At 73.5% G+C, this 26,965-nt stretch carries 19 protein-coding genes and 2 tRNA genes; 11 read left to right on the top strand and 10 right to left on the bottom strand.

Translation table 11 applies throughout. The features are described from left to right. Positions 1-254: 254 nt before the first annotated feature. Positions 255-1,238 carry a hypothetical protein gene (locus tag ACFWP2_RS13485; protein WP_380450514.1) on the top strand — a complete coding sequence of 328 codons (984 nt, stop codon included), beginning with the start codon at positions 255-257 and terminating at the stop codon, positions 1,236-1,238. Between the two features lie 96 nt (positions 1,239-1,334). On the opposite strand, the gene ACFWP2_RS13480 is transcribed toward ACFWP2_RS13485, so the two are convergent. From ACFWP2_RS13480 to snpA, 3 genes are all read right to left on the bottom strand, one after another. Then, positions 1,335-3,416, bottom strand: a complete 2,082-nt coding sequence (locus tag ACFWP2_RS13480) for a phosphocholine-specific phospholipase C (protein ID WP_380450513.1) — start codon at positions 3,414-3,416, stop codon at positions 1,335-1,337. Between the two features lie 181 nt (positions 3,417-3,597). After that, complete coding sequence (locus tag ACFWP2_RS13475; RefSeq protein ID WP_360350129.1) at positions 3,598-4,257, bottom strand: pentapeptide repeat-containing protein; 660 nt, start codon at positions 4,255-4,257, stop codon at positions 3,598-3,600. Positions 4,258-4,468: 211 nt separating this feature from the next. Continuing rightward, a complete protein-coding gene (gene snpA, locus ACFWP2_RS13470; protein WP_380450512.1) occupies positions 4,469-5,092 on the bottom strand; it encodes a snapalysin in 624 nt (207 codons plus the stop codon). Positions 5,093-5,532: 440 nt separating this feature from the next. Here snpA and ACFWP2_RS13465 point away from each other — a divergent pair, with 440 nt between their 5' ends. Next, on the top strand, positions 5,533-6,510 hold the full coding sequence (locus ACFWP2_RS13465) for a LysR family transcriptional regulator (protein ID WP_380450511.1): 978 nt from the start codon (positions 5,533-5,535) through the stop codon (positions 6,508-6,510). A gap of 45 nt (positions 6,511-6,555) precedes the next feature. Here ACFWP2_RS13465 and ACFWP2_RS13460 read toward each other — a convergent pair whose 3' ends face one another. Together ACFWP2_RS13460 and ACFWP2_RS13455 are read right to left on the bottom strand one after the other, a co-directional pair. Further along, a complete protein-coding gene (locus ACFWP2_RS13460) occupies positions 6,556-7,773 on the bottom strand; it encodes a low temperature requirement protein A (protein ID WP_380450510.1) in 1,218 nt (405 codons plus the stop codon). Positions 7,774-8,280: 507 nt separating this feature from the next. After that, positions 8,281-9,984 (bottom strand): ABC transporter family substrate-binding protein, encoded by a 1,704-nt coding sequence (locus ACFWP2_RS13455; RefSeq protein ID WP_380450509.1) that lies wholly within the window; start codon positions 9,982-9,984, stop codon positions 8,281-8,283. Positions 9,985-10,312: 328 nt separating this feature from the next. Here ACFWP2_RS13455 and ACFWP2_RS13450 point away from each other — a divergent pair, with 328 nt between their 5' ends. From ACFWP2_RS13450 to ACFWP2_RS13435, 4 genes are all read left to right on the top strand, one after another. After that, entirely contained in the window at positions 10,313-11,293 is a 981-nt protein-coding gene (locus ACFWP2_RS13450; protein WP_380450508.1) for an ABC transporter permease, read from the top strand. A 16-nt stretch (positions 11,294-11,309) separates the two neighbouring features. After that, a complete protein-coding gene (locus tag ACFWP2_RS13445) occupies positions 11,310-12,311 on the top strand; it encodes an ABC transporter permease (protein WP_380450507.1) in 1,002 nt (333 codons plus the stop codon). Further along, positions 12,308-14,464, top strand: coding sequence for a dipeptide ABC transporter ATP-binding protein (locus ACFWP2_RS13440; protein WP_380450506.1), 2,157 nt, complete (start codon positions 12,308-12,310; stop codon positions 14,462-14,464). Before ACFWP2_RS13445 ends, ACFWP2_RS13440 begins: the two co-directional genes overlap by 4 nt. 18 nt (positions 14,465-14,482) lie before the next feature. Further along, positions 14,483-14,556 (top strand) — tRNA-Lys (locus ACFWP2_RS13435). A 106-nt stretch (positions 14,557-14,662) separates the two neighbouring features. Here the strand turns inward: ACFWP2_RS13435 and ACFWP2_RS13430 are convergent. After that, entirely contained in the window at positions 14,663-15,547 is an 885-nt protein-coding gene (locus ACFWP2_RS13430; protein ID WP_380450505.1) for an alpha/beta fold hydrolase, read from the bottom strand. Beyond that, positions 15,544-16,347, bottom strand: coding sequence for a DUF998 domain-containing protein (locus ACFWP2_RS13425; protein ID WP_380450566.1), 804 nt, complete (start codon positions 16,345-16,347; stop codon positions 15,544-15,546). Before ACFWP2_RS13425 ends, ACFWP2_RS13430 begins: the two co-directional genes overlap by 4 nt. 209 nt (positions 16,348-16,556) lie before the next feature. Here ACFWP2_RS13425 and ACFWP2_RS13420 point away from each other — a divergent pair. From ACFWP2_RS13420 to ACFWP2_RS13410, 3 genes are all read left to right on the top strand, one after another. Then, a tRNA-Lys gene (locus ACFWP2_RS13420) sits at positions 16,557-16,630 on the top strand. Positions 16,631-16,854: 224 nt separating this feature from the next. Then, positions 16,855-19,275, top strand: a complete 2,421-nt coding sequence (locus tag ACFWP2_RS13415; protein ID WP_380450504.1) for a transglycosylase domain-containing protein — start codon at positions 16,855-16,857, stop codon at positions 19,273-19,275. A gap of 181 nt (positions 19,276-19,456) precedes the next feature. After that, positions 19,457-20,536: a DMT family transporter gene (locus ACFWP2_RS13410; RefSeq protein WP_380450503.1), complete on the top strand. Its 1,080-nt coding sequence runs from the start codon at positions 19,457-19,459 to the stop codon at positions 20,534-20,536. Here ACFWP2_RS13410 and lepB read toward each other — a convergent pair. Then, on the bottom strand, positions 20,499-21,212 hold the full coding sequence (gene lepB, locus ACFWP2_RS13405; protein ID WP_380450502.1) for a signal peptidase I: 714 nt from the start codon (positions 21,210-21,212) through the stop codon (positions 20,499-20,501). The genes ACFWP2_RS13410 and lepB overlap by 38 nt on opposite strands. A 242-nt stretch (positions 21,213-21,454) precedes the next feature. Continuing rightward, a complete protein-coding gene (locus ACFWP2_RS13400) occupies positions 21,455-21,790 on the bottom strand; it encodes a chorismate mutase (RefSeq protein WP_380450501.1) in 336 nt (111 codons plus the stop codon). Between the two features lie 296 nt (positions 21,791-22,086). Here ACFWP2_RS13400 and ACFWP2_RS13395 point away from each other — a divergent pair, with 296 nt between their 5' ends. Together ACFWP2_RS13395 and ACFWP2_RS13390 are read left to right on the top strand one after the other, a co-directional pair. Then, a complete protein-coding gene (locus ACFWP2_RS13395; RefSeq protein WP_380450500.1) occupies positions 22,087-22,512 on the top strand; it encodes an OsmC family protein in 426 nt (141 codons plus the stop codon). A 437-nt stretch (positions 22,513-22,949) separates the two neighbouring features. After that, positions 22,950-25,055 carry a putative bifunctional diguanylate cyclase/phosphodiesterase gene (locus ACFWP2_RS13390; RefSeq protein WP_380450499.1) on the top strand — a complete coding sequence of 702 codons (2,106 nt, stop codon included), beginning with the start codon at positions 22,950-22,952 and terminating at the stop codon, positions 25,053-25,055. Positions 25,056-25,341: 286 nt separating this feature from the next. On the opposite strand, the gene ACFWP2_RS13385 is transcribed toward ACFWP2_RS13390, so the two are convergent. Beyond that, positions 25,342-26,433, bottom strand: a complete 1,092-nt coding sequence (locus tag ACFWP2_RS13385; protein ID WP_380450498.1) for an LLM class flavin-dependent oxidoreductase — start codon at positions 26,431-26,433, stop codon at positions 25,342-25,344. Between the last annotated feature and the right edge of the window lie 532 nt (positions 26,434-26,965).

The following is a 26,965-nucleotide window of genomic DNA, read 5'->3' as shown; positions in this document are numbered from 1 at the left end:
CCGGGAGACCGGGCCGCCCGGGCGGTGCCCTCCTCGGACCTCGAGGAGGGCACCGCCCGTGGCCGTCGAAGGGCACGACGGACAGCGCGCGGTGAGCAGGGCGGGCTGAGCAGCGCGCTGTGAGCAGGGCGAGGCGGACAGCGCAAGGCGAACGGGGCACCGCGAACAGGGCACGGAGGAAGAAGCGTCCGGCCGACAGGGCCACCAGGATGTCAGCGCTCGCGCACCGGTCCCCTGTCGAAGAGAGACACGCCATGAGCACGTTCGCCTCGGGTCAGCCGAAGGCACTGGCCGACCCCGCCCCGCGCCACTCCGCCTCCCGCACCTCGCTGTTCGTCACCGGCGACTTCCCACGGCGCCGCTGGCTCACCCTGCTGCTCAGCACCGCCGGCGGGCTCCTGCTCGCGTACGCCTGGAACGCGAAGCTCGTCGACGACGAGATCGGCTTCACCAGCGCCGACGCCCTGCTCGGGCACGACGCCCACGGCACACCGATCGCCGGCGTGCTCTCCGGCGTCCTGTTCGCGTTCGTCTCCGGACTGGCCGGCTCGTTCACCGCCTGCAACATCGCGGCCTTCGGCGCGATCGGCCCGCTGGTCGGACAGGCGCCGTCGCTGCGCGGCCGGCTCCTGCACGTCGCCCGCCCGCTGGGCTGGATCTTCGCGGGCATGGCCCCGGTCTCCGCCGCCTACGGGGCCCTGGTCGGCCTCGTCGGCACGCACATGCCGCAGTTCTCGACGGCCGCGAGCAAGGGCCTCACGCCCCGGTCGATCCAGTCGATGACGACCTTCGGCCTGATCGGGCTCGTGATGATCGTGCTCGGCCTGGCCGCCGTCGGCCTGGTCAGGGACCCGTTGGCCGGGCTCTCCCGCCGCTTCCCGAACGCCCCGCTGGTGCTCGTCGGCGCGCTGATCGGCGGCTTCCTGGTGGGCCGGCCGTACCCGCTCTTCCGCGACCTGTTCCGGCACGCCGCCGGTACCCACAACCCGTTCTACGGCGCCGGAGCGTTCCTCCTGCAGTCGATCGGCAACATCGTGGTCATGGCACTGCTGTTCGTGCTGCTCACCTACGCGGTGGGCGGGCGGCTGCAGCGCCGGCTGGCGGCCGTTCCCGCCCGGATCAGCGTGCTGACCGCCGCGGCCTTCCTGGTCGCCGGGGTCTTCACCGTCGTCTACTGGGACCTGCGGATCCTCGGGAAGCTCGGCTACATCTGGTTCCCGGCCTCCCCCTGGACCTGAGGCCCCTCCTGCCGCGGCGCGGGCCCCGGCCGCCCGGAGGGCCCCGGCCGCCCGGGAAGGGTGGTCGGGGCCCGCGCCGCCCGGTGCGTCCGGCCGTCAGCCGGTGACGCTCGGCGCGCCCGTCTCCAGGTGGCCGGTGAAGCGCTGGGACCAGCTGCTGTCGGCGTCCACCGTGACGGTGAAGTCGTACCAGCCGTTGGTGCGGGCCACCGCGTTGAAGAAGTCGCTGACGCTGCCGCCGGCCGGCACCTGGTACGTCCAGGGGCCGTCCGTCCGGTAGTTGTTCGAGGCGATGGTGAAGGTGATCGGCGTGCTGCCGGAGTTGGCCAGCTTGAACCAGAGCGCGAGCTTGCCCGTCCCCGGCTCGACCGCGTACGAGGCGGTGACGGCCGCGTTCTTCCCCGCCTTGGTGAGGTCGCCGGTGAAGCGGCGCAGGAAGCGGTTCGGGCCGACCACGGTCAGGTCGTACTTGCCGTTGCCGAAGCCGTTGGTGCCGCAGTTGAAGAAGTCGGTGACGGGGCTGCCGGAGTCGACGGTGTACTGCCAGGGGCCGCCGCCGCGGTAGGCGTTGGCGTAGGCGGCGAAGTGCGAGGCCCGGGCGGCGCCGTCGTTGGACATCTTCACCCAGACGTGCATGACACCGCTGGCGTCGGCGTCCCAGCGGTCCAGGTTGGCGTTCGGCTGGTACGGCAGGGCGCGCGCCGGGCGGGTGCCGGACTCCTGCACCGGCAGCTGGTTGTTCACCGGGGCCGGGTTGGGCAGCGGGCCGCAGGCGGACAGGCCGATGGTCTGCGAGGTGTCGGGCAGCGCGGGCAGGCCGTACACCGGGTTGGCGAAGTCGAACACGCCGGTCAGGTCGCCGCAGACGCGGCGGCGCCAGTCACTGATGTTCGGGCAGGTGGCGGGCTTGCCGAGGGCCGCCGTCCAGACCTCCAGGAAGCGCAGCACCGAGGTGTGGTCGAAGGTCTCGGAGTTGACCCAGCCACCGCGGGTCCAGGGCGAGACGGCGATCAGCGGGACGCGGAAGCCGAGGCCGATGTTGGTGCCGTTGTAGAACTCGCCCGGGGTGCCGGCCGGGGCGGCCGGCGGCGGGACGTGGTCGAAGAAGCCGTCGTTCTCGTCGTAGTTGAGGAACAGGACGGTGGAGTTGAAGACGTTCGGGTCCGCGTTGAGCGCGTCGATCACCATGTGGACGAAGTGCGCGCCGTCGACCGGGGTGGCGTACGGGTGCTCGGAGGAGGCCTGGTCGGCGACGATCCAGGAGACCTGCGGGAGGGTGCCGGCCAGCACGTCGGCCTTGATCGCGGCGGCGATGTCGTCCGGGGTCCTGCCGGTGGCCTTGGGCACCGAGCCCATGCCCTTGACCGCCAGCGGGCTGCCGGCCGGGGCGCCGGTGAAGTTGGTGAAGTACGCCAGGGCGTTGTCACCGTAGTTGTCGGCGGCGTTCTGGTAGACCTTCCAGCTGACGCCCGCCGTCTCCAGTGCCTCGGCGTAGGTCTGCCAGCGCAGGCCCTTCTCCTCGCCGCCGTCGTAGGCCGGGCCGCCCGCGGCGCCGGACGGGTCGATCTGGCCGGACCAGTGGTAGGTGCGGTTGGGGCCGGTCGCGCTCAGGACGGAGCAGTGGTAGGCGTCGCAGATGGTCCAGTTCTCGGCCAGCGCGTAGTGGAACGGGATGTCCTGGCGGGTCAGGAAGCCGAGCGTGCGGACGTTGCCCTTGGCGGCGACCCAGGAGTCCAGCTTGCCGCCGTTCCAGGCCTTGTGCTGGTCGGACCAGCCGTGGCTGAGGTCCCCGTTGCACTGGGCGAGGCGCTCGGGATCGGCGCCGCCGGCCGGCTTGGTCTGGCTGAACTGCCACGGGTACTGGCGGCCGAACAGGCCGTTGGGCTGGTTGAAGACGCTGTAGCCGCCGGAGATCTGGATGGCGCTGCGGTCGGCGAAACCGCGCACGCCGCGCAGCGTGCCGAAGTAGTGGTCGAAGCTGCGGTTCTCCTGCATCAGGATCACCACGTGCTGGGCGTCGGTGATGGTGCCGGTCGTACTGAGCGCGGTGGCGGCGGCGGTCGCGGCCGTGCCGCCCGGAGCGGCCCCCGCGGCACCGGCGCCGGTGCCGGCCACGGCGAGGCCCGCCGCGGCGGCACCGGACAGCGTGACGAACTTCCTACGACTCAACTCGGCCATCAGCCCGGCCCGTCCCTTCGCTGGCGTTGTGTTGTGCACACAAGTCGGGGCTCACTCGATCGCGCAGCAGTCTCCACCGCGCGCGAAGCGGCCCACCAGATGCGCGCGGCAGGATTGGCGGACTGTTCGTCCGGGCGTCACCGAGCGACTCCCGGCTGAACGGGCGAAGGGGGTCGGGTGCTCAGCGGTCCTTGACCTCGATCCCCAGCGCGTGGGCGAACTGCGGCGCCAGTTCGAGCAGTTGGGTGGAGCTGATGACCGCGCCGCGCAGCCCCTGGTGGCCGTCGGCCAGGCCCAGCCGGACGGCGCCGCGCAGATCCGTCCCGCTCAGCTTCGCGCCGCGCAGACGGACCTCCTCCAGGGTGGAGCCGGGGAAGGACACCCCGGTCAGCTTCGCCTCGCCGAAGTCCACGTCGCGCAGCAGGCAGTCCTCGAAGACGACGTCCCGCAGGACGGCCGAGCGCAGGTTGACCGCCTCCAGCTTGCAGCCCCGGAACACCACCCGGCGCAGCGCCGAACCGTACCCGGCGACCCCGGCGAGCACCCCGCCGACGAAGGAGCTGTCCTGCCACTCGGAGTCGCTCAGGTCGCAGGCGACCCACCGGCCGGCCTGCACCCACACCTCGTTGAACCGGGCCTGGCGCAGCTTGACCCCGCTGAGCGCGACACCGGTGAAGGCGCACTCCAGGAAGGCCGCTCCGGCACCCGACTCGTCGGTGTGCTCGCCGCCGTCGAAGTGCGCGGTGTCGTACCGTCCGTCGCTGCGCAGCGGTCCGGTGTGCGGGCGCAGCAGCTCGGCGTACGGGAGGTCGGCGAGCCGGTCGGGGACGGCACGGGACATGGCGGTGGCTCCTGGCGGTCGGGGCGGAGGGGTCTCGCCCGCATGCTCGCACGCGGCACCGACAGCGCCCGGCACCGACAGTGCCCGGCAGCGACGACGCCCGACGGCGCCCGGCAGCCGTGACGACCCGACGGCACGCGGCCGCCCGACGCGGCGGCGCCCCGGACCGGCCGCGCCTGGGCGGGCCGGTCCGGGGCGCTCACGGCTCGGGTCAGCCGCGCGCCCAGAGCGAGTTGACGCGGCTGCGCTCGGTGCTGTTCGGGTACGGGTTGGTGCAGGAGGTGCCGGGGCCGCCGCCCGACATCAGCTCGCTGCACGGACCGCTGTAGTGGTCCGGCAGGCCGAGCACGTGCCCGGTCTCGTGCGCCACCACGCGCACCGAGGCGTACTGCTGGTTCTGCTGGTAGTCGAGGAAGACGTAGCCGCGCCCGTGGCCGTCGGTGCTGGCGTAGGAGCCGCGGCTGTCGTTGCCCTCGTAGTAGCGGAAGTCGGCCGCCGAGCCGGACTGCAGCTTGACGTTGGCGACCGAGCCGTTCCAGATCTGCGCGGACTGGGATATCTGGTTGCGGAAGGTCGGGGCGGAGCTGGCGTCGTAGGTGACGGTGACGACCGCCAGGCCGGGGTTGGCGGCCTGCTTGGCCTTGGCGGAGGTCATCACGGCCTGGAAGAAGGCCTGGTTGTTGGCGGCCTCCTCGGCCGAGCCGGCGTACGTCGAGGCGGTGTAGCCCTGGACGGCCGGGGCGGCCGGCGCCGCGGTGGCGGCCGTGGTGGGCAGGATGGCGAGGCCGGCCGCGAGGGCGAGGCCGAGGGTGGCGGACAGCACGGAACGCTTCATGTGGGGGCTCCGATTCCTGAGGTGACGTGGCCGGTTGGGGGCCGGCCGGGGGGAACACCTGGTCAACGGGTGGTGTCCCCAGAGCTTCGGGCAACCCGGTGCGCGCGCGGATGATGCCAACCCGCGATAGCCCCGTCCAATACCCCCGCCATAAAGGCGATTTGAGCTGTCTTTTTCCTCGCCTTGACCCGATCGTGCCCCTGGCATTCCGTTCCGGCGGCGACTAGGCTCCGGCCCGGGGAAGTACCCGGAGCGGCGGGTCGCCCGATTCCGGCCGAGCGGCCCGCCGCGCCGAACCCGTCGGCGGTCGCGCCGGTCCCGCGCCGCGAGTCCGTTCACCGGGGGCAATCGGCCTGACCGCGCTCCCGCCCGGGACTCCTGCCGCTTGAATGACTGTCATGTCCTTGGCGAGTCGGCGTGACGGCGTTTATGCTCCGGACGTGGAGCTCGACGTGAGACACCTCCGGGTGCTGTGCGCGATCGCCGACAGCGGCAGCCTCCGCAAGGCGGCGCTCCAGCTCGGCATGACCCAGCCCTCCCTCACCACCCAGCTGCACCGCATCGAACGGGCCATCGGCGGCACCCTGTTCACCCGCGAGCAGACCGGCAGCCGGCCCACCGCGCTCGGCCACTCGGTGCTCTCCCGGGCCCGGCCGGTGATCACCGAGATGGCCGCCCTGGTGACCGCCGCCCGCCAGGAGGCCCGGGAGGCGGCCGGGCCCGGGAGGCAGCGGCGGCTGCGGATCGGCAGCGTCGGCAGCCGGGCGGTCGCGGCCTGGCTGCGCCGGGTGCACGAGCGGCTGCCGGACACCGACACCACCATCCACGTGGACGTCTCGGCCAGCGCGCTGCTGCGGATGGTCGCCGCCGACCAGCTGGACGTGGCCTTCGTCCACGAGAGCGAGGGCTTCCCGCTGCGGGTGCCGCCGGACGCCGAGCAGCGGGTGCTGATGGCCCGGGAGCCGCAGTTCGTGGCGCTCGCGGCCGGGCACCCGGCCGCCGCCCGGCCGGTCGTCCACCTGACCGACCTCGCCGAGGACACCTGGATGGTCGACCCGACCGCCGACCACGAGTACGCGGCGATGCGCCGGGTGTTCAGCGAGGCCGGGCTCAACCCCCGGGTGGTGCAGGTGCGGGACAACGCCACCGCCGCCGAGCTGGTCGCCTCCGGCGAGGCCGTCCGCCCCTGCCAGCCGACCTCGCTGCCCGGGCCCGGCACGGTGGTCCGCCCGGTGCACGGGGACCCGCTGGCCGTCCGGCTGCTGTTCACCTGGCGTCCGCGCGTGCTCAGCCCGCCGGCGCTGGACGCGCTGTACGGCGAGCTGCGGGCCGCCTACCTGGACCTGGCCAGGGTCAACCCGGCCTACCTGGACTGGCTGGCCCGGCACGAGCCGGTGCTGTTGGAGCGGGTCGGCTAGCCGGTGCTGCCCCGCCCGCTCACCCGCCGGCGCCCGCCCGCCCGCTCACCTTCCGGCGCCCGCCCGCCCGCTCTCCCGGCCGTGGATCAGCACGCCCACCGCGACCGTCAGCGCGCAGACCAGGCCCGCCGCGAGCACCCCGGAGCCGCCGAGCGCGGTGCAGGCCAGCACCAGCACGGCCCCCGTCGGCGCCACCGCCTGGGCCACCGCACCCCGCTTGGTGTGCCGGGAGTGCAGGAGCCAGACGGTGAGCAGGTAGAGCGCGGTGGGCACGGTGACGGTCGCGGTGGCGGCGGTCTCCGAGATGTGCGCCTTGTGCACCGCCGACTCCACCGCGACCTCCAGCCCGGTGCCGATCGCCGCCGCCGCGCCGAACACCAGGTAGTGCCCGTACCCCCAGACCAGCGCCTGCCGGTTGGACCGCAGGTGCTCGTGGACGGGCCGGGCGAAGTAGATCCACCAGGCCGAGAAGCAGATCAGCAGCCCGCCGGCCGCGACCGGCACCAGCCGGCCCAGCTCCTCGTGCTCGTCCACCGCCGACTGCATCGCGACGGTCGCCGCCGCCACCGTCTCGCCGAGCACGATCAGGGTGAACAGCCCGTACCGCTCCGCGATGTGGTGCGGGTGCCAGGAGGTCCGCATCCGCAGCTCGGCGACCACCGGGACGGCCAGCTCGCACAGCACCCCGATCGGGACGAGGTACAGGAGGACGTCGTGCGGCAGGAACAGCATCGCCACCCAGCCGACCTGGCAGAGCGTGATCCCCGCCGCGTAGCCCAGCGCGACCCGGCGCGCCAGGCCCTGCTCGCTGGCGGCCGCGCGCAGCCACTGGGTGACCATCGCCAGGCGCATCACCACGTAGCCGGCGATCACCAGTGTCAGGTCCTGGGTGGCGAACAGCCGCGGCACCCCGGCGGCGAGGATCAGCACCCCGGCGATCTGCACCAGCGTGGTGACCCGGTACGGCACGTCGTCGACGTCGTACGCGGAGGCGAACCAGGTGAAGTTCATCCAGGCCCACCAGATCGCGAAGAACGCCAGCGCGTAGCCGCGCAGGCCCTCGCCGTAGTGCCCGGCCGCCAGCGAGTGGGCCAGTTCGCGCCCGGCCTGGCCCACCGCGACCACGAAGCAGAGATCGAAGAAGAGCTCCAGCGGGGTGGCGACCCGGTGCGGCTCGTGCCGGTCCCGCGGGACCATCCGGCGCACCGGCGGCGGGTCGACGGGGTGGCTTCGGGATGCCGCGGCGGCGGGGTCACTGGCCATCGGTGCTGCTCCGGGAGTCGGAAGGGGGAGGCGGGGAGGCGGGTCGGGGAGGGGACCGTCCCGCGCATCCTGGCAGCGCTCCCGGCCCGGTGCACGCATCGGCGCGGCAGGTGTGCACGCTCCGGCACAGTGGTGTGCACGCTCGGGCGCGAACCGGGAACGTCCCGCACGCCCCGGTCACGATGGCCCGTATGTCCCTTTTTTCCTTGCCGTCAGCCGCAGTTGACGCTCCGGTGCGCGAACCGGGTGACAGCTCGGCGGGTTTCCGGGCGCGCCCCGCGCGCTGACTGGCGGGCGACCCGGGCGCCGCTAGATTCTTCCCCGGTTGGAAGAGCGCGGGCCCTGCCGGGCCCCACGACACGGGCGGCCTGCGGGCAACGCGGAAGGTCAAGGCGGGTGGTGGGACAGCGGGGGCGGCAGAGCCGGTCCCCCGCGTCCGCGCCACCCGCCTCGTGATCACCGCGCTGCTCGCCAGCGCCTGCCGTGTGTCCCGTCCCGCCTTGGTGGCTACTTCTCCCAGCCGACCTTGCTGTAGTCCTCCCCCGCCAGGCCGAAGGCCCCGTAGTTGGCCAGACCCTTGCGGGTCGCCACCACCTCCGGTCGCTGGTAGAGCTCGACGGTGTGGCCGAGCTCCCAGATCCTCGCGTCCGCCTGGTTGTAGAGCTTCGCGGCCTCCGTCGGGTCGACCGTCCCGGCCGCCTTCTTCAGCAGGTCGTCGATCTCCTGGCTGCCCAGGCGCGAGGGGTTGCTGAAGCTGTTGTCACCCACCGGCAGCCGGAAGTTGGTCAGGCTCTTGGACAGCGGGAAGGAGTCGGTGTTGCGCCAGCTCGCGATCTCGAACTTGCCCGGGTTCACGTACTTGGTGAAGAAGTCGTTGGCGGGCACCTTGTCCAGGCTGACCTTGACGCCGGCCGCCTGCCACATCGCCACCGCCGCGGTGGCCAGGTCGATCTGGGCCTGCGGGGTGGCGTCGTTGAGCACCCAGTGCAGTTCCAGCGTCGCGCCGTCCTTGGTCCGCGGCTGACCGCTGCCGGCCTCCTTCCAACCCGCCTCGTCCAGCAGCTTCTTGGCGGCGGCCGGGTCGTACCTGGCCCAGTCGCCGGAGGTGTCCTGGTAGCCGGTCTGGTTGGGCATGAAGATGTGGTTGCCGAGCGGCTTGAACTCCACCGGCACCCCGTTGTTGGCGATCTTGATCAGTGCCGAGCGGTCCAGTGCCCTGCCGAGCGCCTGGCGGACCTTCCGATCGGCCAGCGCACCGGTGCCGCCGAAGGAGATGTGCACCTCGTCCCACGGGCTGGCGGCCCGGATCACGGTGTCCTTGGCGTTCTTGAGCTGCCCGTAGGCGGCGGCGGTGCCGGCCGCGGCGTAGTCGATCTCGTTGTTGAGGTACGCCTGGGTCGTCGCCGACTGGGACATCACCCGGAAGGTGATCTTGTCGGCCTTGGCCCTGGTGCCCCACCAGGCCGGGTCCGGGACGAGGGTCAGGGTCTGCGCGGTCTTGTCCGCCGTGCCGACCTTGAACGCGCCCGCGGTGATCGGGATCCTCTCCACCCAGCCCTTGTTGAAGTCCTCCGGGGTGGAGATGCCGGCCGCCGGGATCAGCGGGCGGAACAGGTTCTGCCAGTCGGCGTACGGCTCGGCGAAGGTGACCTTCACCTCGGTCGGGTCGGCGCCCTGCTCGACCGCGGAGATCTGCTCGTAGCCGGAGGGGTCGGAGACGTTGTACGCCGGGTCCTTGCCGCCGGCGGTCTGCCAGTCGGCCCTGAAGTCCAGGTAGCTCAGCGGCTTGCCGTCCGACCACTTGGCCTTGGGGTTGAGCCTGTACGTGACCACCTGCGGCGAGGTCGAGGTGACCTTGGCGTCCACCAGGTAGTCCGGGTCGGGCACGAAGGTGCCGGCGGCGTCCGTGGCGAAGAGCGTGGGCTCCAGGTTGCGCATGATCGAGACCGCGGAACCGTAGTAGCCGTCCACCTGCAGCGGGTTCCACTGGGTGATCCACTGGTACAGCGGGAAGCGCACCTCCCCACCGTCCTTGACCTGGTCCAGCGGCTTGGGGTTGAGGTCGTTGGCGCCCTGCCCCGGGGGCTCGCTCTTGGCCGCGTTGTCGGCCGAACCGGCGCCGCCCGAGGTGCACGCGGTGGCCGCGAGCGCGACGGCCACGGCGAGGGCGGCCGTCCGGCCGAGACGGCGGGCCGTGCTGGAAGCGTCCATGAGGGTCCCCCTGGGATCGATGACGGGAGTTGGGGCGCGAGAGGTGTGACGGAGCTTGAGCGTGGGCAGCCAATTCGGCACCGAGCGAGCAGAACGTAACAGCGGATCAGATCCGCCACCAGGGGGAGGAACGCACGTCTGATCCAGAAGTCACACGCGGCAACACCGCCGCAACACCGCCTCAGTGCCCCGGTGCTTCACTCTGACCTGCGCGTTCCCAACTCCCCCACGAGACAATCCGACTGACGCCCCAACGGGCCCGGACCGAAGGCCACTCGATGCCCACCAGACCCGTCGGCCCCACCCGCACCGCGACGGGCGGCCGTTGATGCTCCGCTACCTGGCGAAACGGCTGGGCTACTACGCGGTGCTGCTGATCGCCGCCGTCTTCCTGGCGTACGCGATATCGGCGACCGCCCTGCAACCGCGCACCTACTTCGACGCCAAGGTCCCCCGCCCGGCCGCCGAATCGGTCGAACGCCAGCTCACCGCGCTCAACCTGAACGACCGCACCCCGGTCGTCGAGCGCTTCGGCCACTGGGCCGGCGGGCTGCTCCACGGCGACCTCGGCCGCACCATCCACGACACCCCGGTCACCGACGACTTCGGCCGCCGGGTCTGGGTCTCGCTGCGGCTGCTCCTGGTCGGCAGCCTGCTCGGCATGGTCCTCGGCGTCGCGGCCGGGGCCTGGAGCGCCGTGCGCCAGTACCGGATCTCCGACCGGCTGCTCACCGTGCTGTCCTTCGTGCTGCTCTCCACCCCGGTCTTCCTGGTCGCGCTGTTCCTCAAGAACGGCGCGATCGCCGCCAAGGACGCGGTCGGCCACGAGGTGGTCCCGTTCACCGGCTACGAGACCCCCGGGCTCACCGGCGGCCTCGGCACCCACCTCGCCGACTGGGCGCTGCACCTGCTGCTGCCCACGATCTCGCTGGCCCTCGGCGGCCTCGCCACGTACAGCCGCTACCAGCGCGGCACCATGCTCGACGTGCTCGGCTCCGACTACCTGCGCACCGCCGAGGCCAAGGGCCTGACCCGCGGCCGGGCGCTGCTCAAGCACGGGCTGCGCACCGCGGTGATCCCGATGTCGACCATGTTCGCCTACAGCTTCCTGGGCATCTTCACCGGCGCGATCTTCACCGAGACGATCTTCGGCTGGCACGGCATGGGCGAGTGGCTGATCCAGTCGATCAACGAACAGGACGTCAACTCCGTGGTGGCCGTCAACCTGTTCACCGCCGTCGTCGTCCTCGCCTCCGGCTTCCTCGCCGACACCCTGCACGCCGCCCTCGACCCGCGCGTGCGGTCCTGACCCGAGGTGACCTGAGATGACCACCACCGTCGCCGACTCCCCCGCCCCGGCCGCCCCCGCCCGGTCCACCGGCCGCGGCCGGCTCGTCCTCGGCCGGCTGCTCGCCGCCCGGGGCGCCGTCGCCGGGGCCGTCGTCGTCCTGCTGCTGTTCGCGCTCGCCTTCGGCGGCCCGTACCTCACGCCCTGGGACTACGCCACCCCCGACTTCTCCGCACTGCACCAACCCCCGTCCGCCGAGCACTGGTTCGGCACCAACGGAGTCGGCCAGGACGTCTTCGCGCAGACCGTCCGCGGCCTGCAGAAGTCACTGGTCATCGGTCTGCTGGTGGCCGTGTTCTCCACCGTGCTGGCCTCCGTGGTCGGCGCCTGCGCCGGCTACTTCGGCGGCTGGGCCGACCGGGCGCTGATGTTCCTGGTGGACCTGCTGCTGGTCTTCCCCTCCTTCCTGATCATCACCATCGTCTCGGCCCGGCTGAAGGGCGCCGGCTGGATCGCCTTCGTCCTGCTGCTCGCCCTGTTCAACTGGATGATCACCGCCCGGGTGGTCCGCTCGATGACCATCTCCCTGCGCGAGCGCGAATTCGTCCGCGCCGCACGGTTCATGGGGGTGCGGCCACTGCGGATCATCAGCCGGCACATCCTGCCGAACGTCGCCTCCTTCCTCATCATCGACGCCACCATCGCGGTCGGCGGCGCCGTGATGAGCGAGACCGCGCTCTCCTACTTCGGCTTCGGGGTCAAGCCGCCGGACGTCTCGCTCGGCACCCTGCTCGCCGCCGGGACCGGTGAGGCACCGGTCTTCCCCTGGCTGTTCTACTTCGCCGCCGGGCTGCTGGTGCTGTTCGTCCTCGCCGTCAACCTGATCGGGGACGGGCTGCGCGACGCGCTCGACCCCACCTCCGGGGCCGCGCCCCGCCGTTCGCGCCGAACCCGCCGTACCCGTCGTGTCCCTCGTTCGCGCCGTACCGCTCGCTCGCACCCCGCCACCGTCTCCGCCGGCCGTAGGAAGCTCCCGTGACCACCACCGTCGAAACCCCGCTGCTCGCCGTCCGGGACCTGCGGGTGGACTTCGCCGGGCCCGACGGCCCGGTCCCCGCCGTCCGCGGGGTGGACCTCACCCTGCGGCGCGGCGAGACCCTCGGCATCGTCGGCGAGTCCGGCTCCGGGAAGTCCGTCACCGCGCTGTCCGTGCTCGGGCTGCTGCCCGGCACGGCGAGCGTCAGCGGCTCGGTGCGGCTGGACGGACGGGAACTGGTCGGGCTGCCGGGCCGGGAGCTCGCCGCGATCCGCGGCCGCCGGATCGCCATGGTCTTCCAGGACCCGCTCTCCGCCTTCACCCCGGTCTACCGGATCGGCGACCAGATCGCCGAGGCGGTCCGCGTCCACCAGCGGGTGGACAAGGCCGCCGCGCGCCGCCGGGCCGCCGAACTCCTCGACCTGGTCGGCATCCCGGCGCCCGACCGGGCCCTGGACAGCTTCCCGCACGAGTTCTCCGGCGGCATGCGGCAGCGCGCGATGATCGCCATGGCCGTCGCCAACGAACCCGACGTGCTGCTCGCCGACGAGCCCACCACCGCGCTCGACGTCACCATCCAGGCCCAGGTGCTGGACGTGCTGCGCACCGCCCAGCGGGAGACCGGCGCGGCGCTCGTCCTGGTCAGCCACGACCTCGGGGTGATCGCCGGAACGGCCGACCGGGTCGCCGTGATGTACGCCGGACGGGTGGTCGAGACGGCCGGGGTCGACGAGCTGTTCGCGGCCCCCCGCCACCCCTACTCGCTCGGCCTGATCGGCGCGGTGCCCCGGCTGGACGGGCGCGGCGGTCCGCTCGTCCCGATCCCCGGCACCCCGGCGCCGATGGCCGAACTGCCCCCGGGCTGCCCGTTCGCGGCGCGCTGCCCGCTGGCGGAGGAGCGCTGCTCGGCGGCCGAGCCCGTCCTGGAGGGGGCGGACGGTCACCTGTCGGCGTGCGTGCGGTCGGCGGAACTCGCCGAGCGGCGGCCCGCGCCGGCCGAGGTCTATCCCGTCCCGGAGCTGCCCGTCCCGGAGCCGCCCGTCGCCGCGGGCCCGGGGGGCCACTCCGCCGGCCCGGGGGACCGCTCCGCCCGGACGCCGGTGCTGTCGGTGAGCGGCCTCGGAAAAACGTTTCCGCTCCTCAAGGGCACGGTCTTCAAGCGCAAGGTCGGCGAGGTGTACGCGGTGGACGGCGTCGACCTGGACCTGCGGGAGGGCGAGACGCTCGGCCTGGTCGGCGAGTCCGGCTCCGGCAAGTCCACCACCCTGTTCGAACTGCTGCGGCTCGGCGCCCCGGAGACCGGCCGGATCGAACTGTTCGGCCGGGACACCGCCACCCTCACCCGGGCCGAGGCCCACCGGCTGCGCGCCCGGGTGCAGATCGTCTTCCAGGACCCGATGGCCAGCCTGGACCCCCGGATGCCGATCGGCGACATCGTCGCCGAACCACTGCTCGCCCAGCGCGCCCCGCGCGAGGAGATCGCCCGCCGGGTGCCCGAGCTGCTGCGCCAGGTCGGCCTCGACCCGGAGCACGCCGTCCGCTACCCGCACCAGTTCTCCGGCGGACAGCGGCAGCGCGTCTCGATCGCCCGGGCGCTCGCCGTCCGGCCCGGGCTCCTGGTGCTGGACGAACCCGTCTCCGCACTGGACGTCTCCATCCAGGCCGGCGTGCTCAACCTGCTCCAGTCGCTCAAGGCCGAGCTGGGCCTGTCCTACCTGTTCGTCTCGCACGACCTCTCGGTGATCCGGCACCTCGCCGACCGGGTCAGCGTGATGTACCTCGGCCGGACGGTCGAGCAGGGCGAGGTGTCCGCTGTCTTCGACCGCCCCCGCCACCCGTACACCCGCGCCCTGCTCTCCGCCGTCCCGCTCCCCGACCCCGCCGCCGAGCGTGCCCGCGACCGCGTCCTGCTGGCCGGCGACCCTCCCCCGCCCACCGAGCGCCGCACCGGCTGCGTCTTCCGCACCCGCTGCCCGCGCTACGCCGCGCTCACGGCCCCGGCGGACCGGGCCCGCTGCGAGCGGGAACGACCGGCCCTGGTCGGCGGCGCGCCGGGGGCGGACCACCAGGCGGCCTGCCACCATCCCGAGCCCGGAAACGACCACGCAAAGTCATCACTCGAACACGATTCGGTGGATCCGCTCGACGCCGTGTAAAGTCTTCGACGTCAGCAAGCGCCGCTAGCTCAGTTGGTTAGAGCAGCTGACTCTTAATCAGCGGGTCCGGGGTTCGAGTCCCTGGCGGCGCACATGGCAAGGTCTCAGGCCGTCCACTCCGGTGGGCGGCCTGAGGCGTTTTCCGGGCAGTGCCTCGGCAGCACCTCGGCGGCGTACCGGCAGTGCCTCGGCGGGGCCTCAGCGGGTGTCGAGCACGGCCGAGGCCACCGCGTCCGGGCGGTCGAACATCACCAGGTGCCCGGCCGGGGCGGTGGTGCGGAAGTCCGCCCCGAGCAGCGCCGCCAGCTCCCGCTGCCGGGCCAGCCAGTCCTCGGTGCGACCGGTCCGGCAGCCGTCGTCGGCGGCCAGCACGGTGATCGGCAGGTCCTCCGCCAGCGGCCGGGCACTCCGCAGACCGTCCAGCTCCGCGGCCGTGTCGAGGTAGCGGCCGTTCTCCCGCAGCAGCGCGCGCAGGGCCCGCCCGGTGCGGTAGCAGTGCCGGACCAGCGGCGCCGGGGCGAGGTCCTCGCGGCGGACGGTGGACAGCCTGGCCGTGGCCCGGCGGACGGTCGGGCCCAGCAGGTACGGCACGGCGAGGGCGGTGGCGGCACCGGCCAGCGCGCGAGCCGCCAGGTCGCGCGCGCCGGGCGCCGGGTACGGCCGGGCGGCCGCCTCCACGCTGCCGTCCACCAGCACCAGCCCGGCGGTCCGCTCGGGGTGCAGCCGGGCGAAGGCCTCGACGTGGAAGCCCGCGAGCGAGTGCCCGACCACCGTGCAGGGCTCCCGCAGCCCGAGGCCGTCCAGCACCGCCCGGATGCGGCCGGCCTCGCCGGCCGCCGTCGGCGCGGGCCGCCCGGTGGCGGGCTCGGGGGCGCTCAGCCCGTAACCGGGCCGGTCGAAGCGGACCACGGTGCGGTACGGGGTGAGGAAGGGGACGACCAGGTCCCAGTCGAACCAGCTGCTGCCGAGGCCGCCGGAGAGCAGGCAGACCGGGCCGCTGCCCTCGGTGCGGACGTGCAGCGGGACGCCGTCGACGCGCAGGAAGCGCGCCGCGCCGACGCCCTCCGCTCCGGGCGGACTCATGTCGGCCTCCGTTCCGGGAGCGGCTCGGCGGGAGGGCGCCGCTCCTCGCCGTCGATGCCGTCCTCCGGCGGGTCGGGCGCGCCCGCGCGGGCGGAGCGGGCGACGTCCAGGGCCAGCAGGCCGAGCCAGAGCGCGACCAGCAACACCTGCAGGCGCTGCCCCGCCCCGAGCGCCCAGGTGCCGTGCCCGGCCTGGAAGGCGGCGATCGAGGCGAGGCTCCAGCCGGTGGCGAGCAGTTCGGCGCCCAGCAGCCAGGGCCCGAACCGGCGCACGCCCGGCCACCAGCGGTAGCGCCGGGCGGCCACGGTGAGCGAGACCAGCGCGGTGAGCGCCCCGGCCATGGCGAGGCTGCTGGTGACGGCGTGCGCGGCGTGGGTGGCGGGGACGAGCCCGGCGGTCTCCCGGGCGGCGCACATCTCGTCGCTGGTGGGGGCGCAGCTGAGCGGCAGCCGGGAGTCGGCGGCGGTCGCGGCGCCGAACAGGGCCAGCGCGGACCAGCCGGCCAGCGCCCAGCGGTGCCGCCGGGAGGCGCCGACCCGCCCGGTGGCGAGGGCGGCGCCGGCGGCGGCGAGCAGGCAGAGCCCGGCGGCCAGGTCGGTGGCCCGGAACAGGCCGCCCAGCGGCTGGTCCTCGGCGGCGAGTTCGCTGATGTACACCTGCACCGGGTCGAGCCCGGTGCTCAGCACGACCTCCAGGACCCAGGCGGTGTACGCCACGGCACTGAGCAGCAGCAGGACGGCGACGGCCGTCCGCGCGGCGCGGTGCCCCGACCTGCCGCGTCCTGGCCTGCCGGGTCGTATTCGGGGGTGTGCTGGCTGGGGGCTGGGCACCGTTCCACCCTAACCAGCGGCGAACTCCGGCCCAACCGGAAGGAACGGGACGGATCGGGCGGCGGCGAGCTGGGCAAGTCCGGGGGCGAGTCGGGAGGCGGGCGGGCGGCGGCGCGACCGTGGGTCGACGGTGGTTCGAGGCATCCCCCGGAAGCGTGTATTGTTTTCCAGGTCAGCAGGCGCCGCTAGCTCAGTTGGTTAGAGCAGCTGACTCTTAATCAGCGGGTCCGGGGTTCGAGTCCCTGGCGGCGCACAGACAGTTGGGGAGCCTCTCGCAGCAGCGAGGGGCTCCCCGATTTTTTGGCCTCCGACGTCCGATTTGCGTGTGATGTCGGTCTCGATTGGCGATCCGCCGGAGCCATCCGGCCCGTTCTGCTCGTCCAGGGCAGTAGAACCGGAATCGGGACAAAGGTCCCCAACCGCCGATGTCCCCGTCCGTGCAGGCTGCCTCGACGCGCCCGCAGGAAAGGCCGCGCTTTGTCCAGAAACGCCCAGAGCGGCCGTGGCACGCCGTCGATCAGTCTCCGCCCGGTCAAGCGGTTCAAGCGCTCCACCGGCCCGGCCGGCGGGTCCGGCGGGGCGGGTCGCTCCGGCGGCTCCGGCGGCTCCGGCGGCAGGAAGTCGCGTCGCCCGAAGCGCACCGGCTGGCGCCGGCTGATACCCACCTGGCGGATGACCCTGCTCGGCTTCGGCTCGGCGCTGCTGCTCGGCATCGGCCTGTTCGCGCTGGGGATCACCCTGGTGAAGGTGCCGGACGCGCACGCCGCCGCGACCGCCCAGAGCAACACCTGGCTCTACTCGGACGGTTCGGTGCTCACCCGCACCGGTCAGACCAACCGGCAGAACGTCGCCCTGGACAAGGTCTCCCCCGCCGCCCAGCACGCCGCGCTGGCCGCCGAGGACCGGAACTTCTACAACGAGGGCGCGGTCAACGTCCAGGGCCTGGCCCGGGCCGCGATCAACACGGCCAAGGGCCAGGGGACCCAGGGCGGCTCCACCATCACCCAGCAGTACGTGAAGAACACGTACCTGAACCAGAAGCAGTCGATCACCCGCAAGGTGAAGGAACTGTTCATCGCCATCAAGGTGGACGCCACCGAGAGCAAGGACGAGATCCTCGCCGGCTACCTGAACACCTCCTACTACGGCCGCGGCGCCTACGGCATCCAGGCCGCCGCCCAGGCGTACTTCGGCATCGACGCGTCCGCCCTCAACCCCGCCCAGGGCGCCTACCTGGCCACCCTGCTGAACGCCCCGAGCGCGTACGACGTCGCCACCGCGACGGCCGCGGGCAAGCAGAACGCCGTCAACCGCTGGAACTACGTGCTCGACGGCATGGTCAAGGAGGGCTGGCTCTCCGCGGAGGAGCGGGCCGCGACCACCTTCCCCGAGGTCCGGGACCCGCAGCCCAACCCGGGCCTGTCCGGCCAGGCCGGCTACCTGGTCGACGCGGCCACCCAGTACCTCACCGCCGGCGGGGTGATCACCGAGACCGAGCTGGCCAAGGGCGGCTACACGATCAAGCTGAGCATCGACCCGGCCCGCCAGCAGGCCCTCCAGGACTCCGTCCAGGCCCAGCTGCACGACAACCTGAGCCCGGACAAGCGGAAGAAGGACGCGGCCGCCCAGGCCGGCGCCGCCTCCGTGGACCCGAAGACCGGCGCGGTCGTCGCCCTGTACGGCGGCGTCGACTACGTGAAGCACTACGTCGACAACGCCACCCGGCGCGACTACCAGGCCGGCTCGACCTTCAAGGCGATCGCACTGGCCGCCGCGTTCGAGAACGGCGCCAAGACCCAGGACGGCCGCACCGTCACCCCGCACACGGTCTACGACGGCACCAGCGGCCGCAAGGTCCGCGGCGGCAAGGGCACCCCGTACGCGCCGCCGAACGAGGGCGACAAGAGCTACGGCCAGATCAGCCTCCAGCAGGCCACCGACTGGTCGGTCAACTCGGCGTTCGCGCAGCTCGCGCAGGACACCGGGCTCCAGAAGGTCAGGGACACCGCCGTCGCGATGGGCCTGCCCGGCAACACCCCGGGCCTCGACCCGGTGCCGTCCATCCCGCTGGGCGCGGCCACCCCGAGCGTGCTCGACATGGCCGGCGTGTACGCCACGCTGGACAACGGCGGCAAGCAGATCACCCCGTGGCTGGTGCAGTCGGTGGACCGCGAGGGCGAGAACGTCGCGCTGCCCGCGCACAAGACCACCCAGGCGATCAGCGAGGAAACCGCCAACCAGGTCACCTCGATGCTCCAGGGCGTGGTGAACGACCCGGGCGGCACCGGCTGGCGGGCCAAGGCGCTCGGTCGCCCGGCGGCCGGCAAGACCGGCACCACCGACGACCAGAAGTCGGTCTGGTTCGTGGGTTACACCCCCGAGCTGGTCACCTCGGTCGCCCTGTTCGGCCAGGACCCGGGCACCGGCGCCCAGGTCAGCCTGAGCGGCGTCGGCGGCATCGACGGCGCGGCCGGCGGCCAGTTCCCGGCCCAGATCTGGACCAGCTACATGAAGGCCGCGCTCAAGGGTCAGCCGGTCGGCGACTTCCCGACCCCGGCCGACGGCGGCTCCTCGGGCGCCACCGACCTGCCGACCGCCCCGAGCACGCCGAGCGGCACCCCGTCGACGAGCGCCCCCACCGGCGCTCCGAGCACCGGCCCCACCACGGCGCCGGGCGACGGCTCGACCCCCTCGGGCGGCACCGACGGCGGTGCGACCACCGCGCCGACGGCTCCGCCGACCAGCCAGCCGACCACCCAGCCCACCCGGCCGCCCCGGCCCACCTCGAAGCCGACGCCGACCACCCAGCCGACCGCGCCCCCGACCTCCCAGCCGACCGGCCAGCCCACGGGCGGGACGGACGCGTTCGCGGGGGCGGGCGCCTCGTCCGGCGGCTGACGGGGAGCTGTGGCGGGGGCCGTTGCGGGGCCTGGGGCGGGGCTGTTGCGGGGCCTGGGGCGGGGCCGTTGCGGGCCCCGCCCCGGTTCGGGTGATTGCGCCATTGCGCACAGTTGAGGGCAGGACCAAATGACGGAATGGCGCCTTACCCGATCATCAATGTGACTGTCACAATGCGGCGGTGCACAGATCATCGGCCTCGCCCACCCTCCCCTCGGGCAGAACCCTCGGCCTCGGCCTCGCGCTGGTCTCCGCCGTCGCCTTCGGTGGCTCCGGCACCGCGGCCAAACCGCTGATCGAGGCCGGGCTCTCCCCGCTGCACGTGGTCTGGCTCCGGGTCACCGGGGCGGCGGTCGCGCTCCTCCCGATCGCCTACCGGCACCGGCACGCCGTACTGCGCCGCCCCGGCCTGCTGCTCGGCTTCGGCCTGCTCGCCGTGGCCGGCGTCCAGGCCTGCTACTTCGCGGCGATCTCCCGCATCCCGGTCGGCGTCGCCCTGCTCATCGAGTACCTCGGGCCGCCGCTGCTGATCGGCTACGTCAAGTTCGTCCAGCGCAAGCCGATCACCCGCGGCGCGGCCATCGGCGCCGGCGTCGCGGTGGCCGGACTGGCCTGCGTGGTCGAGGTCTGGAACGGCCTGAGCTTCGACGCGCTGGGCGTCCTGTTCGCCCTCGGCGCGGCCTTCTGCCAGGTCGGCTACTTCGTGCTCGCCGACGCCGGACGGCGCGGCGAGCGCCCGGTCGACCCGCTCGCCGTCAGCGCGTTCGGGCTGCTCATCGGCGCCGTGCTGCTCACCGCCCTCACCCGGCCGTGGCAGGCCGACTGGAGCCCGCTCGGCGGGTCGGTGGTGATGAACGGGCACACCCTGCCCGCGTTCCTCCCGGCCGTCTGGATGGTCCTGATCGCGACCGTGCTCGCCTACGTGACCGGCGTGATCTCGGTCGGCTACCTCTCGCCGCCGATCGCCGGGGTGGTCGCCAACCTGGAGGCCGTGGTCGCCACCGTGACGGCCTGGGTGCTGCTCGGCGAACACCTCGGGCCGCCGCAGATCGCGGGCGGCCTGTTGGTGCTGACCGGCGCCTTCGCGGCGCAGTCCAGCAAACCCGCGGAGGCGGGCGCGGCTCCGGGGGCCGGGACGGCCGAGGTGGACGCGGGTCCGGGAACCGACGGCTCCGGCACTGCCGGGCTCGGGAATGCCGACCGGGTGGCCGCCGAGCGTGGGGTCAGCGGCCGGTCCAGCCGAACCAGTCGAGGTGATTGAGCGGCCACACGACGGCCGACACCGGGCCGACCACGTTGTCCACCGGCACGGCGCCGCCGCCCGGGCCGTGCTGGTGGTAGCGGGAGTCCGCGGAGTCGCTGCGATGGTCGCCCTCGACCCAGATGTAGCCCGACGGCACCTTCACCGGACCGAAGTCCAGCCCCGCGCAGGAGTCGTCCCCTGGGTGCAGGTACGGCTCGTCGACCTTCCGCCCGTCGACGGTCAGCGTGCTGCCCTCGCACTGCACGGTCTGTCCACCGGTCGCGATGACCCGCTTGACCAGGTAGTTGTCGTCCTTCGGCGGCACCAGGCCGACGAAGCTGAGCGCCGAGCTCACGGCGTTGGTGACCGGGTTCGGATCGGTCGGCTGCGGCGGCAGCCAGCCCCCCGGGTCCTTGAACACCACCGGCTGCCCCGGCTCCGGCTCCCAGCCGGTCAGCGGCGCCAGCTTGTTCACGCCGACCCGGTCGCCGATCCGCAGGGTGTTCTCCATCGAGCCGGACGGGATGGTGAACACCTGGAACAGGCAGGTCTTGATCAGCAGCGCCACCACCAGGCCGACCGCCGCCATCACCGGCAGCTCGATCCACCACGGCCGCGGACGCCGACCCGAACGGGCCTTGCGGCCCCGCGCACCGCGCGCCCGGCGACGGGCCTCGGCACGACCACCGGACACCTCGTGGGCGTTCGACGCGGAATCGCCGGGAGCTCCGGTTCCACTGGGCGTTTCGGGCAGGTTCACCGCCATCGTCGCTGCTCCACCTCTCCGGCTGGGGAAGTCTGCACGCTACGCCAACCGTGGAGCCTGACGAAATCGGTCATTTAGCCGCCGCCGACATCCCCGGACGTCCCGATGTCCCGGGGCCGCACAGGCCCGGGTTCCAGGCCCGGGTTCCAGGCCCGGGTCCAGGCCCGGGTTCAGGAGCGGGCGATGGCCTCGTGGTGGCGGATGACCTCGGCGATGATGAAGTTCAGGAACTTCTCGGCGAAGACCGGGTCCAGCTTCGCCCCCGCCGCCAGCTCCCGCAGCCGCTTGATCTGGTCCCGCTCGCGCGTCGGGTCGGCGGGCGGCAGCTTGTGCTCGGCCTTGAGCCGGCCGACCCGCTGGGTCGCCTTGAAGCGCTCGGCCAGCATGTGGACCACCGCGGCGTCGATGTTGTCGATGCTCTCGCGCAGGCTGGTCAGCTCGGCCCGTACGGCGTCGTCGATCCCCTCGGGCAGGCCGACGCTGGGGGTCGTGGAGTGGTCCGTCATCGGGGCGGCTCCCGGTGTCTGCGGTGGGCGCCCGACCGTACGGCGGCCGGGCTCGGGCCCGGGCAAATCTAACAGGGCCCCGCTCCGGCCCCGCACCGTCGGGCGGAACCGTCCACGATCCGGACGGCGGGCCGGACGGCCGGCCGGACGGCGGGCCGGAACCTGACGTCGGCCCGGTGCTCCGCCCGGCCCGCGCGGCGTGACGCACCGGGGCGGGAGCCCTCTGCCCGTAGGCTGGGGTGTGCATGACCGGAAGTGACCGCTCGAACACTCCCTCAGCACTGGAGGAACCGACCGTGGCTACCACCCGCACCGCCACCACCGAGTGGGAGGGCAACCTCCTCGACGGCAAGGGGCTGGTGACCTTCGCCTCCTCCGGGATCGGCGAGTACCCCGTCTCCTGGCCGTCCCGCGCGGAGGCGGCCAACGGCAAGACCAGCCCCGAGGAGCTCATCGCAGCCGCCCACTCGGCGTGCTTCTCGATGGCCCTCTCGCACGGTCTGGCCGGTGCCGGCACGCCGCCCGCCAAGCTGGACACCCGGGCCGACGTGACCTTCCAACCCGGCACGGGCATCACCGGCATCCACCTGACCGTCGTCGGCCAGGTCCCCGGACTCGACGAGGCCGGCTTCGTGAAGGCCGCCGAGGACGCCAAGGCGAACTGCCCGGTCAGCCAGGCCCTGACCGGCACCACCATCACCCTCACGGCCTCGCTGGCCTGAGCCCCTTCCCTCCCTCCCTTCCTTCTCCATCACCACGTCCGGCCCGGCCGGCCCCGGCCGGCCCCGTCCGGCCCTTGGCTCTCGGCCCGCTCCGATCCACGTGCGGCGCACGACCGGCGCCCAGGGGCGCGGCTTCGGCGCACGCGCCCCTGGCGCACATCATGTGATGTGCACCGGGGGCGTCTGCACGTACCGCCATTCATGATCACAAAGCGGGCGAATCACCCTGCCGGCGGTCACCGCGTGTTGCCGTCGCGGCCTATGATCGGCCGCAGCGCCCTGTCCTTCAGGCGGGTCCCCGCGCACCGGCGCCCCTTCGACGGGCGGCCCCGCAGCGGACCGACTCCGAGGACCACGACAGAGTGCGGAGCCGACCGCCGGGTCCCGACTGGCCGGCCGGACCATCGTCAAGCGTCAGCAGCGGACGGGAGCAAGCCGTGCCGGGCCAGAACGAGGGGGCCGACGCACACCACCCGGGCGTGCGGCACGAGGAATCACCACGCCACCGCCCCCTCGCCTCGCCTCTCCTGAAGCCGACCGCCCTCGTGGAACCGGCCGCCGGCTCCGGCGGCCCGGCTGTCGACCCCGCCACGGGAGCCGTCCCGGCCCTCAACGCCTGCGGGACGCCGACGGAGCCGGGGCTGCTGCTCTGCCCCACCTGCTCGGCCCCGCTCACCGACTCCGCCCACCGGGCCCGGGGGCTCACCGGCATCGGCCGGTCGGACGGCGGCACCGGCCGGGAAGAGGACGGCTCCGACCGGCTGCTGGCGGCACTGCGGGCCAGCGAGTCCCGGTTCCGGGCCGCCTTCTGCGACGCCGTCATCGGGATGGCCCTGATCGACGCCGAGGACCGGATCATCGAGGTCAACCCCGCCTTCGCCGCACTGATCGGACGGGGCGTCGGCGAGCTGGTCCGCACCCACCTGCACGAGATCATCGACCCGGAGGGCATGCCGGACCGGCTCTTCTCCGAGCTCGTCCACGGGGAGCGGGAACGGTTCCGCGTGGAGAAGCCGCTCAAGCACCGCGCGGGCAACACGGTCTGGAGCAAGGTCACCGTCTCGCTGATCCGGGACGGCGCCGGCGATCCGCTCTACACCCTCGCCCTGGTGGAGGACATCACCGAGCAGCGCCGCCTCGGCGACCGGCTGGAGTACCAGGCGCTGCACGACCCACTGACCCGGCTGCCCAACCGGGCCTACTTCTTCGAGCGGCTCGACGCCGCCTGCCTCGCGCCGGTCGACCGGCCGGGTCCGGCCGAGTCCGCGGACGAACGCCGGGTGGGGGTCTGCTACCTGGACCTCGACGGCTTCGCGGCGATCAACGAGGCGCTCGGCCACCACATCGGCGACCAGCTGCTGATCGCCGTCGCCACCCGGCTGCGCCGCGGCTTCGACGGACGGGACACCCACCTGGTGGCCCGGATGGGCGGCGACGAGTTCGCCGTCCTGGTCACCGACAGCGCGGGCAACGAGCAGCTGACCGAGCTCGCCGCCCGGATCCTGGAGGTGCTGGAACGTCCCTTCGACGTCGCCGGGCACCGGCTGGTGATCACCGCCAGCGTGGGCGTGGTCGAGCGGTCCGTGCACGAGACCACCCCGACCGACCTGGTCAAGGACGCCGACTCCACCCTCTACTGGTCCAAGGCCGACGGCCGCGCCCGCTGGACCCTCTACGACCCGGACCGCGGTGCCCACCAGCTCACCCGGCAGCTGCTCGCCACCTCGCTGCGCCCGGCCCTGGAGCGCGGCGAGTTCACCATCGAGTACCAGCCGCTGGTCGGCCTGGCCGACGGCACCGTGCACGGTGCCGAGGCACTGGTCCGCTGGCGCCACCCCCGCTACGGGACGCTCTCCCCGGACCGCTTCATCCCGCTCGCCGAGGAGACCGGCGCGATCGTGCCGCTCGGGACCTGGGTGCTGGAGGAGTCCTGCCGGCAGGCCCGGCAGTGGCTCACCGAGTTCCCCGAGACCGAGACCTTCGTGAGCGTCAACCTGGCCGCCCGCCAGATCTGGGACTCCGACATCGTCGCCGACGTCGCCCGGGCCCTCGAACGCACCGGACTGCCGGCCCGGCTCCTCCAGCTGGAGATCACCGAGAGCGCCCTGCTCGGCCCCGGCGGCCGCCCGCTCCAGGCCCTCCAGTCGCTCGCCGACATGGGCGTGCGGATCGCGATCGACGACTTCGGCACCGGCTACTCCAACCTGGCCTACCTCTCCAGGCTGCCGGTGCACGTGCTCAAGCTCGACGGCACCTTCATCGAGGGCTTCCGCGAGCCCGCCCCGACGGACCGTCCCGGCCGCCCGGAGCTCGGCTCCCGCCGCAGCGACGCGGACGAGCAGATCGTCGGCGCGATGGTGCAGCTCGCCCACACCCTCGGCCTGACCGTCACCGCCGAGGGCATCGAGAGCGCGGCCCAGGCCGAGCGCCTGCGGCTGACCGGCTGCGACACCGCCCAGGGCTGGTACTTCGCCCGCCCCGGCGAGGCCGAACTGGTCGCGGCCATACTCCGCGAGGGCCGACCCGCCCTGAACGGCCGGTAGCCGCAGGGCGGGGGCGGGGGGTGGGGGAGGCAAGGCGGGCGGGTGTGCGGCCCGAGGCCTGCGGCCCGGCCTGCCGATGTGCGGCGCCGGGGCCGCAGCAGGACGGTGGCCGTCCGTCCCCGTCCCCGGTCACGCCGTCGCTGTCGGGCGGCAGGCGTCGGCGATCAGGCCGCACCAGGTGCGCCCAGCCTCCCGGGACGAACGGTCGCCGCCGTCGGGGCCGCCGGGCGGCGGCCCCGGTGCCCGGTCACGCCGCCGTCACGCCATCGCCGTCACCCGGTCGCCGTCACGCGGTCGCCGTCAGGCCGTAGGCCTCGGCGATCAGGCCGTACGAGCGGAGCCGGGCCTCGTGGCCGTGGATGTGCGAGGTGACCATCAGCTCGTCCACGCCGGTCCGCTTGCGCAGCGCCTCCAGCCCGTCGGCGACCTGGCCCGGATCGCCGAGCACGACGTTGTCGAGCCAGTTGTCGATGAAGTCGGCCTCGACCGGGCTGTACGGGTACTCCTCGGCCTCCTGCGGGGTGGGGATCGGTCCGGGGTTGCCGCGCCGCAGGCGGAGCATGCCGAGGGCCGCGGAGCGGGCGAGGCGCCGGGCCGAGGGCTCGTCGTCGGCGGCGACCGCGCTGACGCCGATCAGCGCGTACGGCTCGGCGAGCACGGCGGAGGGGCGGAAGGACGAGCGGTAGAGGTCCAGCGCGGGGATGGTGTTGGCGCTGCTGAAGTGGTGGGCGAAGGCGAACGGGAGGCCGAGGCGGCCCGCCAGCTGGGCGCTGAACCCGGAGGAGCCGAGCAGCCAGACCGGCGGGCGGCCCTCGCCCTTGGGCACGGCGGTCAGCCGGGCGTACGGGTGGCCGTCCGGGAAGTCGCCGTCGAGGAAGTGGGTCAGCTCGGCGAGCTGCTGGGGGAAGTCGTCCGCGCCTTCGGTGAGGCCGCGGCGCAGCGCTCGGGCGGTGGCCGGGTCGGTGCCGGGGGCGCGGCCGAGTCCGAGGTCGATCCGCCCGGGGTGCAGGGCCTCCAGCAGGCCGAACTGCTCGGCGATGGCCAGTGGGGCGTGGTTGGGGAGCATGACGCCGCCGGAGCCCAGCCGCAGCGTCGTGGTGTTGGCCCCGAGGTGGGCGAGCAGGACGGCGGGGGTGGAGCTGGCCACCCCGGGCATGCCGTGGTGCTCGGCCACCCAGAAGCGGTGGTAGCCCCACTGCTCGGCCCGGCGGGCCAGCTCGGTGGTGGCGGTGAGGGCCTCGGCGGGCGTGTAGCCGACGCCGACGGTGGCCAGGTCGAGGATCGAGAGCGGGGCGGGCGCCGTTCCGCGGGCGGTGGCCCGGATCGCCGCATCGGCCGCCGGTTCGGTCCCGTGCTCCTGGTGGTCCTCGGTGGTCATCCCGTCCGCCCTCCTGGCTGCCGTCCTTGGGCCGGCCGTCGTGGGTGACCGCGCGGTCCCGGGTGGCCCGCCGGTCGCTGTCGCCGACCGGGGTCAACCACGGCCGGGGGCTCGCTGTTCCCGCCTCCGGGGTGTCGTCCGGCCATGGTCCAGGCTGGTTTCGGCCATTTCGGGCGGAAGTCCGACCGACCGTTCGGCTGACGCAGAGCCAGTGGGCGAACACGGCTGGCGACTTTCCGCCAGCGCCGGAAGTCGCCAGTGCCAGGTCTCGCGACCGGGTGCCGACGTCCGGCAGGCTGGGTCCGGGAGCGGGTCGCCGGAGCGGGATCCGCACTCCACCAGCAAGATCGTCGGGCTGGACCAGCACCGGACGATCACTGCGAGCCCTCGGCGCGGCACCCCGCCCCGGGGGCTCGTTCGGCTTCGGCGGCAGTCCGCCGTGCCGGCGCCCCGCCTCGCGGGGCCGGGGCGGGCGCCCGGTTCGCCGCCGCGGGGTTCGGCCGGAATCAGCATGCGTGAGCTGTGCCATACC

This window comes from Kitasatospora sp. NPDC058444, assembly GCF_042721415.1.
In the GTDB taxonomy this organism is placed as follows: domain Bacteria; phylum Actinomycetota; class Actinomycetes; order Streptomycetales; family Streptomycetaceae; genus Kitasatospora.
The sequence above is the reverse complement of the archived record's forward strand: the minus strand, read 5'-3'. Positions and strand labels throughout refer to the sequence as shown.